Below are 13,661 nucleotides of genomic sequence, written 5' to 3'. Positions count from 1 at the left end.
AGAGACCGACATGAGCCTGACCATCACCCCCCTCAGCCCTGCGCTTGGCGCCCAGATCAGCGGCGTGGACATCAGCCGCGATATCACCGTCGAAGAGCGTGACGCCATCGAGCAGGCGCTGCTGCAGCACCAGGTACTGTTCTTCCGCAACCAGCCGATCAACCCGCAGCAACAGGCGCGCTTTGCCGCCCGCTTCGGCGACCTGCACATCCACCCGATCTACCCCAACGTGCCGGAAACCCCGCAGGTACTGATTCTCGACACGGCGGTTACCGATGTGCGCGACAACGCCGTGTGGCACACCGACGTGACCTTCCTGCCGACCCCGGCCCTGGGCGCGGTGCTCAGCGCCAAGCAGTTACCGGCCTACGGCGGCGACACCCTGTGGGCCAGCGGCATCGCAGCCTTCGAAGCCTTGTCGGCGCCGCTGCGCGAGATGCTCGACGGGCTGACCGCCACCCATGATTTCACCAAGTCGTTCCCGCTGGAGCGCTTTGGCACCACGCCGGAAGACCTGGCGCGCTGGGAAGCCACGCGGCGCAACAACTCGCCGCTGTCGCACCCGGTGGTACGCACGCATCCGGTGAGCGGGCGCAAGGCGTTGTTCGTCAATGAGGGGTTCACCACTCGCATCAATGAGCTGAGCGAGCTGGTAAAGCGAGGCGCTGCTGAAACTGCTGTTCGCCCATGCGACGCGGCCGGAGTTCAGCATTCGCTGGCGGTGGCAGGAGAATGATGTGGCGTTCTGGGACAACCGCGTGACCCAGCATTTTGCCGTGGATGACTACCGGCCCAATCGGCGGGTGATGCATCGCGCGACCATCCTTGGAGATGCGCCCTTCTAGTTGTTGCCTGTACTGGCCTCTTCGCGGGCTCGCCCGCTCCCACAGGTCCGGCACAGATTTCAGAAACTGTGTTGAACCTGTGGGAGCGGGCGAGCCCGCGAAGAGGCCGTTACAGGTTGTTACCTGACCAGATGCAGGAACTGCATGTGCCGTTCGTACTGGTCGAGGATGTCGTTGATGATCTGCTCCTTGCTGTAGCCCACCAGGTCATAGTTCTGGCTGCCTTCGCTCAGGTGCACCTCCGCCCGGTAATAGCGGCGGTTCTTCAACTCCTGCGTACCCAGCCCACCCAGCGCAAACGACGGCGTGAAATAGCCACGCATCTGCACCTGGTAAATGAACGGCTGTTCCTCGCCATGGCCGATCTTCAGGCTGACGTTGTCGTGGCTCGGGTCGTCCTGGGTAATCAGCACCAGGCCCTTCTGCTCGAACACTTCACGCACATCGGCAATCGCCGGGCGCACCACGTCGTCCATGAACCGGTAAACCTCATCACGCGACGGGAAGTGCACTGCCTGGCTCAGGCGCTGGCGCCAGCCGCCGCGGCCACGGCGTGACTGGGCGAACGGGGCCAGCGAATGCATCTGTGCGATCTGCCGTTGCGACTCCAGGTAGAACGCCTTGTGCAGCCCCCACATCATGCACAGCAGGATCAGCGAGAACGGCAGCGAGGTCAGCACCACCGCCGACTTCAGCGAATCGATGCTACCGGCGAACAACAGCGCACTGGTGATCAGTGCCGTCATTGCGCCCCAGAAGATGCGCAGCCAGTTCGGCCCGTCCTCGTCGGTATCACCACCCTTGGCCGACAGGGTCGACAGCACCACGGTACCCGAGTCGGCCGAGGTGACGAAGAACACGAAACTGATGAACACCGTCATGGCGATCACCGCCTTGCTCCAGGGGTAGGTCTCCAGCAGCAGGTACAGGCTCATCGACGGGTTATCCAGCGCCGACTGGCCCAGCGCGGTCATGCCGTGGTTGATGACCTGGTCCAGGGCGCTGTTGCCGAAGATCGACATCCACGCCAGGGTGAAGCCTAGCGGGATCAGCAGCACACCAAAGACGAACTCGCGGATGGTGCGGCCACGGGAGATGCGGGCGATGAACAGGCCCACGAACGGCGCCCAGGCAATCCACCAGGCCCAGTAGAACACCGTCCAGCCACCCAGCCAGTCGCGGTTCTCGCCGTAGGCATAAACGTCGAAGCTCTTGCGCGGCAAGGCCCCCAGGTAGTCACCAAGGTTCTGGATCAGCGTGTTGAACAGGTGCTGGGTAGGCCCGGCGAACAACACGAACAGCAGCAGCGCGCAGGCCAGGAACAGGTTGATGTCGCTCATCACCCGCACGCCCTTTTCCACCCCGGCGACGGCCACGGCCACCGCCGCGCCCATCATCAGGGTGATGAGCAGCACCTGCACCCACTGGCTGTGGCTGATACCGAACAGGTACTCGAGGCCGGCGTTCAGGTGCAGCACGCCAAAGCCCATGTCGGCGCCCAGGCCGAACACCGTGGCGATGATGCCGAAGCCGTCCACCGCATAACCGATCGGGCCGTTGATGCGCTTGCCGATCAACGGGTACAACGCCGAACGCAACGCCAGCGGCAAGTTGTGCCGGTAGGCGAAGTAGGCAAGGGCCATGCCGACGAAGGCAAATACGCCCCAGCCATGCAGGCCCCAGTGCAGGAACAGGATCTGCATCGCCTGGCGCCCGGCCTCGACCGTGCCCGCTTCGCCCTGGGGCGGCTGCAGCATGTGCGTCAGCGGTTCGGAAACGCAGAAGAAGAACAAGGTGATGCTGATGCCGGCGGCGAACAGCATGCCGGCCCACGACAGGTAGCTGAACTCGGGCTCGTCGTGGTCGGCACCGAGCTTGATCTTGCCGTAGCCGGACAAGGCGGTGACCACCACGAAGACCAGGTAAAGCGTCATGGCCAGCATGTAGTACCAGCCGACCGTGTTGGCCGCCCAGTTCTGCGCCGTCAGCAACCAGTCGCCTGCTGCTTGCGGATAGGAAATGACCACCAGGCCGAAGATGAGGATGAAACTTGCCGCGAAGTAGAACACCGGGGGGTTCATGCGGATCTTGCCATTGGCAAGGGAGGGGGTCGGTGCACTCATTGGGTGTGCACCTCGTCGAATGACGTAAGGTTCGGAATGAACGGGTTCAGCAAAGGAATCCTCCTGTTGAACACCGGCAGCGGACCAGCGTTTTTCATTGAACAAGCGTTCAAGTTAAACATGGATCGGATTTCAATGCGAATCGGAGCGCTGATTGGTGCCCTCCTGCACTGACCTCTTCGCGGGCTTGCCCGCTCCCACAGGTAATGCACAAGATTCAATATTTGTGCGGTCCTTGTGGGAGCGGGCAAGCCCGCGAAGAGGCCGGTACAGGCCAAGGAATTGCCAGATCAGTTCTTGTCCTGGCAATCCAGCTGCAAGTTGGCCTGGGTGATGTTGCTGTCAGCCGGCACACTGCGGGTCAGCCACACATTGCCGCCAATGGTCGAGCCTTTGCCGATGGTGATCCGCCCCAGCACCGTGGCCCCGGCATAGATCACCACATCGTCCTCGACGATCGGGTGGCGTGGCAGGCCCTTGTGCAAGGTGCCCGATTCATCGCTGGGGAAGCGCTTGGCGCCCAGGGTCACCGCCTGGTAGATGCGCACACGCTCACCGATGATCGCAGTTTCGCCGATCACCACGCCGGTACCGTGGTCGATGAAGAAGCTCGGGCCGATTTGCGCACCGGGGTGAATGTCGATCCCCGTGGCCGAATGCGCCAGCTCCGAACTGATCCGCGCCAGCAACGGCAGGCCGGCCTGGTACAGGTGGTGCGCCAGGCGGTGATGGATGATTGCCAGGATGCCCGGATAGCACAGCAGCACTTCATCGACGCTGCGCGCCGCCGGGTCTCCGTGGTAGGCGGCCAGCACGTCGGTGTCGAGCAGCACGCGCAGGCCCGGCAAGGCCGCGGCGAAGCCCTGTACCAGGCTCAGCGCATGGGCATCGACACCGGCCAGCTCACCCTTGCTATGCCGCGCGGCGTAGCGCAGCTCCAGGCGGGCCTGGGCCAGCAAGGCGGTCAGCGCGGCATCCAGGGTATGCCCGACGTAGAAGTCTTCGCTTTCTTCGCGCAGGTCGACCGGGCCAAGGCGCATCGGGAAAAGTGCGCCGCACAGTTGTTCCAGAATCTGCCGCATCGCCTCGCGCGATGGCAGCTCACGCCCGCCCTGCTCGCCAATGCTGCGGCCGTTGCGGGTGCGCCATTGTTCACGGGCGCCGCGCAGGCCGGTGACGATGCTCTGCAACTGCCAGTGCCCGGATGAAGGTTGTTCGCTCACGGTTTTCTCCTGCCTGAAGAGGCCAACTTTTTTTATCGGCAGGGCCGGCCTCTTCGCGGGCTCGCCCGCTCCCACAGGGACCGCACACATTTCAAGCCCTGTGCAATACCTGTGGGAGCGGGCGAGCCCGCGAAAGGGCCGGACCTGCCTACATGCAATCCACTCTACGGCAAATCCGTCTCTTGGAAAAAACAACGCTTTATTCCATCCTGCGCTAAGTCAGGCATAAGCCGCGATGACGGAGCAGGCAACCTCGCCTACCCTCAATGCAGTCTGCAACTGGCAAGAACATAAAAGGGAATAACAAAATAATTTTTTAGTATTTCCTGGCCTAAGCAGCCGAATCTATAGTCGCCACCCACTACTTCCACAACAAGCGCGGGGCTCTGCCATGTCGAAATTCGCCAAACCGCTACTCAATGCCAGCCTGGCACTCCTGCTGGGTGCCGGCCTGCTCAGCCAGGCCTTCGCCGGCGAGCAGCTGAAGACCATCCAGGAAAAAGGCGTGATCAACGTCGGTCTCGAAGGCACCTACCCACCGTTCAGCTTCCAGGACGAAAACGGCAAGCTGACCGGCTTCGAAGTGGAGCTGTCCGAACTGCTGGCCAAGGAGCTGGGGGTCAAGGCCAAGGTGCAGCCGACCAAGTGGGACGGCATCCTCGCCGCACTGGAGTCCAAACGCCTGGACGTAGTGATCAACCAGGTAACCATTTCCGAAGAGCGCAAGAAGAAGTATGACTTCTCCGAGCCTTACACCATCTCCGGCATCCAGGCACTGATCCTGAAGAAGAAGGCCGAGCAGCTGAACATCCACAAGGCTGCCGACCTGGCCGGCAAGAAGGTTGGTGTAGGCCTGGGTACCAACTACGAGCAATGGGTCAAGCAGGACGTGCCGCAAGCCGATGTGCGTACCTATGAGGACGACCCGAGCAAGTTCGCCGACCTGCGTAATGGCCGCATCGACGCTATCCTGATCGACCGCCTGGCTGCGCTGGAATACGCACAGAAAGCCAAGGACACCGAGCTGGCCGGCGATGCCTTCTCGCGCCTGGAAAGCGGCGTGGCCCTGCGCAAGGGCGAGCCGGAACTGCTGGCGGCAATCAACAAGGCACTGGACAAGCTCAAGGCTGACGGCACGCTGGCCAAGCTGTCCGAGAAATACTTCGGTGCCGATGTCACCAAATGATCGCTGAAAGCCTGCAACTCGTTGTCGACTCCGCGCCCTTCCTGCTGAAAGGCGCGGGTTATACAGTGCTGCTCAGTGTTGGCGGCATGTTCTTCGGCCTGCTGCTGGGCTTTGCCCTGGCGTTGATGCGGCTGTCGAAGATCCTGCCGCTGAACTGGCTGGCCCGGGTCTACGTGTCGTTCTTCCGCGGCACGCCGCTGCTGGTGCAGCTGTTCGTCATCTACTTCGGCATGCCGCAGATCGGCATCGAGCTCGACCCGATCCCGGCGTCGCTGATCGGCCTGTCGCTGAACATGGCCGCCTACATCTGCGAAATCCTGCGCGCGGCGATTTCCTCGATCGACCGTGGCCAGTGGGAAGCCGCGGCCAGTATCGGCATGACCCGAGTCCAGGCCATGCGCCGGGCGATCCTGCCCCAGGCCTTGCGCACCGCACTGCCGCCGTTGGGCAACAGCTTCATTTCGCTGGTCAAGGACACCGCCCTGGCGGCGACCATCCAGGTGCCGGAACTGTTCCGCCAGGCCCAGCTGATTACCGCGCGCACCTTCGAAGTGTTCACCATGTACGTGGCGGTGGCGGTCATCTACTGGGTGCTGTGCAGCATCCTCGCGCACTTCCAGAACCGCATGGAAGCGCGAGTCAACCAGCATGACCAGGAGCATTGAGCATGATTGAAGTCAAAGGCCTGACCAAGCGGTTCAAGGGCCAGACCGTGCTCAACGGTATCGACCTGACCGTGCAGCCCGGCGAAGTGGTGGCCATCATCGGCCCCAGCGGCTCGGGCAAGACCACCTTCCTGCGTTGCCTCAACCTGCTGGAAACACCCGATGCCGGGCAGATACAGATTGGCGATATCAGCATCGATGCCAACCGCCCGCTGGGTGGACAGCAAAGTGCGATCCGCCGTTTGCGCCAGCAGGCCGGGTTCGTGTTTCAGAACTTCAACCTGTTCCCTCACCGCACTGCCCTGGAAAACGTGATCGAGGGGCCAGTGATCGTCAAGAAGACGCCCCGCGAGCAGGCCATCGAACTGGGCCGGCGCCTGCTGGCCAAGGTCGGCCTGGCGGGCAAGGAAGACGCCTACCCGCGGCGCCTGTCCGGTGGCCAGCAGCAACGGGTGGCCATCGCCCGCGCCCTGGCCATGGAGCCGGAGGTAATCCTGTTCGACGAGCCGACTTCGGCGCTGGACCCCGAACTGGTGGGTGAAGTGCTGGCGACCATCCGCGGCCTGGCCGAGGAAAAGCGCACCATGATCATCGTTACCCACGAGATGAGCTTTGCCCGCGACGTGGCGAACCGGGTGATCTTCTTCGACAAGGGCGTGATCGTGGAACAGGGCGAGGCCAAGGCGCTGTTTGCAGCGCCAAAGGAAGAGCGTACCCGGCAGTTCCTGCGCAAGTTCCTGGGGACTGCTGCCTCCGAATAAACCTGCACTGGCCCTATCGCCGGCAAGCCAGCTCCCACAGGTACTCCACAGGTCTTGAATACTGTGGGGTACCTGTGGGAGCTGGCTTGCCGGCGATAGGGCCAGTACATCCACAGCAAAATCCTCCTTCTATAGATATTCCAAAGAGTTAGTTCATAAACTTTTTATAAAGCATTAGGGTATATAAACCGGACCACCGGACCAGCACATATCTGTCGCGATCAGCTGTAGCGGCACTACTTTTTTGTGAGGTCAGGAATGGTCAGGATCACAATCACCCCAGTGCGTAACGCCAGGGCATTGAGTGCAGCCAAGGAGCGGTACTGATGTCCAGCCAACCCAATACTCAATTCCACAGCGATCTCGACAGCTCGCCCTTGCTGCTGCCGGCCAAGGTACTGCGCAACGACGCCGAAGCCCTGCAAGCGGCCCGCGAAGTGGCCGAGGTCGCCCGCGAGCAGGCCGCCCGCCGCGACCAGCAACGCAAGCTGCCATGGGCCGAGATCGAACTGTTCACCCGCAGCGGCCTGGGCAGCATCAGCGTTCCCAAGGCCCATGGCGGCCCCGATGTTTCGTTCGAGACCGTAGCCGAAGTATTTCGCCTGATCAGCGCTGCCGACCCGGCCCTGGGGCAGATCCCGCAGAACCAGTTCGGCATGCTGCAACTGCTGCGCCTGACCGCCACAGAGGCACAGCAGGCGGTGATCTTCCGCAGCGTGCTCGACGGCTGGCGCATCGGCAATGCCGGCCCGGAGCGCGGAACCAAGGACACCCTCACCCTCAAGGCCAGAATCACCCGCGTCGGCGACAGCTATCGCATCAGCGGCGAGAAGTTCTATTCCACCGGCGCCCTGTTCGCCCACTGGGTGGCGGTCAAGGCACTGGACGACGAAGGTCGCCAGCGCCTGGCTTTCGTACGCCGAGGCAGCCCGGGGCTGCGCATCGTCGATGACTGGTCCGGGTTCGGCCAGCGCACCACTGCCAGCGGCACCGTGCTGCTCGACCAGGTTCCGGTGGATGCCGACCTGGTGATCGACAACTGGCGCCAGCGCGACATTCCCAACATCCAGGGCGCGGCTTCGCAGCTGATCCAGGCGGCGATCGATGCCGGCATTGCCGAGGCGGCGATCGAAGACGCCATCAGCTTCGTGCGCGAAAAGGCCCGGCCATGGATCGAGGCCAAGGTCGATCGCGCCAGCGACGACCCTTATGTAATCGCCGACATCGGCCGCCTGAAGCTCGAACTGCACGCCGCCGAAGCCCTGCTGCGCAAGGCCGCGCGGGTGCTCGACGAGGTCAATGCCGCACCGGTGGATGCCGCCAGCGCAGCACGGGCGTCGATCGCGGTGGCCGAGGCCAAGGTGCTGACTACGGAGATTGCCCTGCAGGCCAGCGAAAAGCTGTTCGAGCTGGCTGGCAGCCGCGCCACCCTTGCCGAGTTCAACCTCGACCGCCACTGGCGCAATGCCCGGGTGCACACCCTGCACGACCCGGTGCGCTGGAAGTATCACGCGGTTGGCGCGTACTACCTGAACGGCACCTTGCCCGCGCGGCATTCCTGGATCTGATTCAAAGGCCCTGGGGGCTGCTTTGCAGCCCATCGCGACACAAGGCCGCTCCTACAAGGGATCGCGTACCTACTGTAGGAGCGGCCTTGTGTCGCGATGGGGCGCGAAGCGGCCCCCAGGGCCCCGGAGAACAACATGACTACAAACATCATCACCAGCGACACCGAAGCGCTGAACGTCGCCGAAGACATCGCCCAACAGCTACGCCGCGACAGCGCCCTGCGCGACCGCGAGCGCCACCTGCCGCACGCCGAGCTCGAGCTGTTCACCCGCTCCGGCCTGTGGGCCATCAGCGTGCCCAAGGCGTTCGGCGGTGCCGGCGTGTCCAACGTCACCCTGGCCAAGGTCATCGCCCGGATCGCCCAGGCCGACGGCTCGCTCGGGCAAATCCCGCAAAACCATTTTTACGCACTGGAAGTGCTGCGGGTAAACGGCACGCCCGAACAGCAACAACGCCTGTACGCCGAAGTACTGGCGGGCAAGCGCTTCGGCAACGCCCTGGCCGAACTGGGCACCAAGACCGCCAACGAGCGCACCACCCGCCTGAGCCGCGACGGCGACGGGTTTCGCATCGATGGCCGCAAGTTCTACGCTACTGGCGCCATCTACGCCCAGCGCATTCCCACCTCGGTGGTCGATGAGCATGGCGTGCAGCACCTGGCCTTCGTTCCGGCCGACAGCCAGGGCCTGCAGGTGATCGACGACTGGAGCGGCTTCGGCCAGCGCACCACCGGCAGCGGCTCGGTGGTGTTCGACAACGTATACGTCAGCGCTGCCGACGTGGTGCCCTTCCAGAGTGCCTTCGAGCGCCCCACCCCGGTCGGCCCGCTGGCGCAGATCCTTCATGCTGCCATCGACACAGGCATCGCCCGCGCCGCATACGAAGACGCCCTGCATTTCGTGCGTACCCGCAGCCGCCCCTGGGTCGACTCCGGCCTGGACAAGGCCAGCGATGACCCGCTGACGCTGAAGAGCTTCGGCCACCTGGCAATCCGCCTGCACGCCGCCGAAGCCTTGCTGGAGCGTGCCGGCGAATACCTGGACCGCGCCCGCGACGACAGCACTGCCGACAACGTGGCCGCCGCATCCATCGCGGTGGCCGAGGCCCGCGCCATCAGTACCGAGATTGCCCTCGCAGCCGGCACCACGCTGTTCGAACTGGGCGGTAGCCAGGCCACCCTGGCCGAACACAACCTCGACCGCCACTGGCGCAACGCCCGCGTGCACACCCTGCACGACCCGGTGCGCTGGAAATACCACGCCATCGGCAACTACTACCTCAACGATGCCAACCCACCACGCCGGGGGACCATCTGATGGCCAGGCAGATCCTGCTCAATGCCTTCAACATGAACTGCATCGGGCACATCAACCACGGCCTGTGGACCCACCCACGGGACACCTCGACCCAGTACAAGACCCTGGACTACTGGACCAGCCTGGCGCGCCTGCTGGAGCGCGGCCTGTTCGACGGGCTGTTCATCGCCGACATCGTCGGCACCTACGACATCTACGGTCAGTCGCTGGACGTTACCCTCAAGGAGTCGATCCAGCTGCCGGTAAACGACCCGCTGCTGCTGGTCTCGGCCATGGCCGCCGTTACCCGCCACCTGGGCTTCGGCCTTACCGCCAACCTCACCTACGAAGCGCCGTACCTGTTCGCCCGGCGCCTTTCCACCCTGGACCACCTGAGCAATGGCCGGGTTGGCTGGAACATCGTCACCGGCTACCTCGACAGCGCCGCCCGGGCCATGGGCCTGGCGCAGCAACCCGAGCATGACCGCCGCTACGACCAGGCCGACGAGTACCTGCAGGTGCTGTACAAACTTCTGGAAGGCAGCTGGGCCGACGATGCCGTGGTCGCCGACCGCCAGCAGCGCGTCTATGCCAGGCCCGAAAAGGTGCGCAAAGTCCGGCATCAGGGCGAGTTCTACAAGGTCGACGGCTACCACCTGTGCGAACCTTCGCCGCAGCGTACCCCGGTGCTGTTCCAGGCCGGCAGCTCGCCGCGTGGCCTGGCCTTCGCCGGCAACCATGCCGAATGCGTGTTCATCAGTGGCCAGGACAAGGCCGCCACTCGCGCCCAGGTGGACAAGGTGCGCGCCGCCGCCCAGGCCGCCGGCCGCAACCCGCAGGCGGTCAAGGTGTTCATGGGCATCACGGTGATCGTCGCCGCCACCGAGCAGCAGGCCCAGGCCAAGCATGCCGAGTACCTGCGCCATGCCAGCGCCGAGGCCGGGGTCGCGCACTTCGCCGCGTCCACCGGCATCGACTTCGCCGCCTACGCCCTGGACGAGCCGATTGCCTTCAGCCAGGGCAACGCCATCCAGTCCGCCACACGCCAGTTGCAGGACAACGCCTGGACCCGTCGGCGCCTGCTGCAGCAGCACGCGCTGGGTGGCCGTTACGTGACCCTGGTCGGCGCGCCCGAGCAGGTGGCCGAGCAGTTGATCGCCTGGATCGATGAAACCGGCCTGGACGGCTTCAACCTGACCCGCACCGTAACCCCGGAAAGCTTCGAGGACTTCATCGACCTGGTCATCCCGCAGTTGCAACAGCGAGGCCGCTACAAGACCGCCTACGCCAAAGGCACCCTGCGCGAAAAACTGTTCCAGGCCAACCACCCGCATTTGCCCGCCGACCACCCTGGCTCGGCTTACCGCTTTACCTCTGACCCTGTCCCGACTGGAGCTCTGCACCATGCTTGATAAACTGTTCCGGCCCGTCGCGGCCATTGCCCTCACCCTCGGCCTGTCCGCCAGCGCGCTGGCTGCCGAACCCCTGAAGATCGGCACCACCGCCGCCTTTGCCATCCCGCTGGAAGCCGCAGTGGAAGAAGCGCACAAGCAAGGCCTGGAGGTGAAGCTGGTCGAGTTCAGCGACTGGATCGCGCCGAATGTCAGCCTCAACAGCGGCGACATCGACGTGAACTATTTCCAGCACATCCCGTTCCTGGAAAACGCCAAGGCGGCTGCGGGTTTCAACCTGGTGCCCTACGCCCCCGGCATCATCAACAACGTCGGCCTGTACTCGAAGAAGTACAAGCGCTTCGCCGACCTGCCTGAAGGCGCCAGCGTGGCCATCGCCAACGACCCGATCAACAGCGGCCGTGGCCTGCAGTTGCTGGCCAAGGCCGGGCTGATCACCCTCAAGCCGGGGGTCGGCTACAAGGCCACCGAAGACGACATCGTCGCCAACCCGAAAAAACTGAAGATTCTTCAGGTCGAGGCCGTGCAACTGGTACGTGCTTATGACGACGCCGACCTGGTGCAGGGCTACCCGGCCTACATCCGCCTGGCCAACAGCTTCGACGCCGGCTCCGCACTGCTGTTCGACGGCCTGGAGAACAAGGAATACGTGATCCAGTTCGTCATTCGCCCGCAAAGCAAGGACGACCCGCGCCTGGCCAGGTTCGTCGACATCTACCAGCACTCGCCAGTGGTGCGCGCAGCCCTGGACAAAGCCCACGGCAAGCTCTACCAGGCCGGTTGGGAGGGCTGACATGAGCCAGGCCAGCGCGCTCCGGGCGCCTACCGTACAACCACTGCCGCCGACGGCCAGGAAGCAGGCCCTGCGCCCGGAGGCCAATGAAGCCCACGTGCGCTTCATCGGCCTGGGCAAGACTTACCCGGGCCAGGCGCAACCGGCCTTGCAAGGCATCGACCTGAACATCCGCCATGGCGAAATCTTCGGCATCATCGGCCGCAGCGGCGCCGGCAAGTCATCATTGCTGCGCACCATCAACCGCCTGGAGCAACCCAGCCAGGGGCGGGTGCTGATCGACCAGGTGGATATCGCGCCCTTTGATGAGGACCACCTGGTGGCCCTGCGTCGGCGCATCGGCATGATCTTCCAGCACTTCAACCTGATGTCGGCCAAGACCGTGTGGCAGAACGTCGAGCTACCCCTGAAGGTGGCCGGCGTGGCCAAGGCCGAACGCCAGCGCAAGGTGCGCGAACTGCTGGACCTGGTTGGCCTGCAGGAAAAGCACCACGTGTACCCGGCGCAGCTGTCCGGCGGGCAGAAGCAGCGCGTGGGCATTGCCCGGGCGCTGGTGCATGACCCTGAGATCCTGCTGTGCGACGAGGCCACCTCGGCGCTGGACCCGGAAACCACCGCTTCCATTCTCGAACTGCTGCGCGACATCAACCAGCGCCTGGGTCTGACCATCGTGCTGATCACGCACGAAATGGCGGTAATCCGTGATATCTGCCACCGAGTGGTGGTGCTGGAGCGCGGAGAAGTGGTCGAGCAAGGCGAGGTCTGGCGGGTGTTTGGCTCGCCAAGCCACGAGGTCACCCGCACCCTGCTCGCGCCGTTGCAGGCCAGGTTGCCCACCGCGCTGCAAGCCAGCCTGCGGGCCAGCCCGGCGAGCCGCGACAGCGCCGTAGTGTTGAGACTGACCCTGTTCGGCGAGCCCGAACTGTCTGCCCTGTTCAACGACCTTGGCGGCCGCGTGCGCCTGCTGCAGGGCGGCGTGGAAACCATTGGCGAACATGCCTTGGGGCAACTGATCCTGTCGGTGCGGCATTCGCCGCTCGACACCCACCAATTGCTGGAACGCGCCCGCCGATGGGCCGAGGATGTGGAGGTACTGGGCCATGTGGTTTGATCGCCTGCTGGAAGGCTTGCTCGATACCCTGCTGATGGTCGGTGTGTCGTCGCTGATCGCCCTGCTGGTGGGGGTACCGATGGCGGTGCTGCTGGTTACCAGCGACAAGGGCGGAATTTTCGAGGCGCCGTTGCTGAACCGGGTGCTGGGTGCCTTCGTCAACCTGTTCCGCTCGATCCCGTTCCTGATCCTGATGGTTGCGCTTATCCCCTTTACCCGCCTGGTGGTGGGTACCACCTATGGCGTGTGGGCGGCAGTGGTACCGCTGACCATTGCCGCAACGCCTTTTTTCGCGCGGATTGCCGAGGTCAGCCTGCGCGAAGTCGACCACGGCCTGGTGGAAGCTGCGCAGGCCATGGGTTGCCGGCGCTGGCATATCGTCTGGCACGTGCTGCTGCCCGAGGCACTGCCGGGGATCGTAGGGGGGTTCACCATTACCTTGGTAACCCTGATCAACTCCTCGGCAATGGCCGGGGCGATCGGTGCAGGGGGCTTGGGAGACATTGCCTACCGATATGGCTACCAGCGTTTCGATAGCCAGATAATGCTGACCGTGATTGCCATGCTGGTGGCGTTGGTGGCGTTGATCCAGCTGGGTGGGGACCGGTTGGCGAAAGGCTTGAACAAGCGATAGGTCGGGGCCGCTGCGCGCCCCATCGCCGGCAAGCCCAGCTCCCA

The 13,661-nt window shown here is 64.0% G+C and carries 11 protein-coding genes and 1 pseudogene; 10 read left to right on the top strand and 2 right to left on the bottom strand.

Features of this window, described 5'->3' with window-relative positions; genetic code table 11:
* The first annotated feature begins 10 nt into the window (after positions 1-10).
* Positions 11-845: pseudogene (tauD, locus tag QIY50_11810) on the top strand (taurine dioxygenase).
* 119 nt (positions 846-964) lie between these two features.
* On the opposite strand, the gene betT reads toward tauD, so the two are convergent.
* Together betT and QIY50_11800 are read right to left on the bottom strand one after the other, a co-directional pair.
* A complete protein-coding gene (betT, locus tag QIY50_11805; protein WGV23042.1) occupies positions 965-2,926 on the bottom strand; it encodes a choline transporter BetT in 1,962 nt (653 codons plus the stop codon).
* Positions 2,927-3,258: 332 nt separating this feature from the next.
* Entirely contained in the window at positions 3,259-4,191 is a 933-nt protein-coding gene (locus QIY50_11800; protein ID WGV22776.1) for a serine acetyltransferase, read from the bottom strand.
* Between the two features lie 391 nt (positions 4,192-4,582).
* Here QIY50_11800 and tcyJ point away from each other — a divergent pair, with 391 nt between their 5' ends.
* From tcyJ to QIY50_11755, 9 genes are all read left to right on the top strand, one after another.
* Positions 4,583-5,377, top strand: coding sequence for a cystine ABC transporter substrate-binding protein (gene tcyJ, locus QIY50_11795; protein ID WGV22775.1), 795 nt, complete (start codon positions 4,583-4,585; stop codon positions 5,375-5,377).
* The gene (tcyL, locus tag QIY50_11790) at positions 5,374-6,042 is read left to right on the top strand and encodes a cystine ABC transporter permease (GenBank protein WGV22774.1); all 669 of its coding nucleotides are present in this window, start codon (positions 5,374-5,376) and stop codon (positions 6,040-6,042) included. The genes tcyJ and tcyL overlap by 4 nt, the downstream gene beginning before the upstream one ends.
* A 2-nt stretch (positions 6,043-6,044) precedes the next feature.
* On the top strand, positions 6,045-6,803 hold the full coding sequence (gene tcyN / locus QIY50_11785) for an L-cystine ABC transporter ATP-binding protein TcyN (protein WGV22773.1): 759 nt from the start codon (positions 6,045-6,047) through the stop codon (positions 6,801-6,803).
* 326 nt (positions 6,804-7,129) lie between these two features.
* Positions 7,130-8,371: an SfnB family sulfur acquisition oxidoreductase gene (locus tag QIY50_11780; protein ID WGV22772.1), complete on the top strand. Its 1,242-nt coding sequence runs from the start codon at positions 7,130-7,132 to the stop codon at positions 8,369-8,371.
* A gap of 135 nt (positions 8,372-8,506) precedes the next feature.
* Positions 8,507-9,688, top strand: a complete 1,182-nt coding sequence (locus tag QIY50_11775) for an SfnB family sulfur acquisition oxidoreductase (GenBank protein WGV22771.1) — start codon at positions 8,507-8,509, stop codon at positions 9,686-9,688.
* On the top strand, positions 9,688-11,079 hold the full coding sequence (locus QIY50_11770) for an LLM class flavin-dependent oxidoreductase (GenBank protein WGV22770.1): 1,392 nt from the start codon (positions 9,688-9,690) through the stop codon (positions 11,077-11,079). Before QIY50_11775 ends, QIY50_11770 begins: the two co-directional genes overlap by 1 nt.
* Positions 11,072-11,872 carry a MetQ/NlpA family ABC transporter substrate-binding protein gene (locus QIY50_11765; protein ID WGV22769.1) on the top strand — a complete coding sequence of 267 codons (801 nt, stop codon included), beginning with the start codon at positions 11,072-11,074 and terminating at the stop codon, positions 11,870-11,872. Before QIY50_11770 ends, QIY50_11765 begins: the two co-directional genes overlap by 8 nt.
* 1 nt (position 11,873) lies before the next feature.
* The gene (locus tag QIY50_11760) at positions 11,874-12,983 is read left to right on the top strand and encodes a methionine ABC transporter ATP-binding protein (protein ID WGV22768.1); all 1,110 of its coding nucleotides are present in this window, start codon (positions 11,874-11,876) and stop codon (positions 12,981-12,983) included.
* Positions 12,973-13,617: a methionine ABC transporter permease gene (locus QIY50_11755; protein WGV22767.1), complete on the top strand. Its 645-nt coding sequence runs from the start codon at positions 12,973-12,975 to the stop codon at positions 13,615-13,617. The genes QIY50_11760 and QIY50_11755 overlap by 11 nt, the downstream gene beginning before the upstream one ends.
* The last annotated feature ends 44 nt before the right edge of the window (positions 13,618-13,661 follow it).

Source organism: Pseudomonas putida, assembly GCA_029953615.1.
GTDB lineage: Bacteria > Pseudomonadota > Gammaproteobacteria > Pseudomonadales > Pseudomonadaceae > Aquipseudomonas.
Note: the sequence above shows the minus strand (reverse complement) of the source record. Positions and strands in the feature narration are given on the sequence as shown.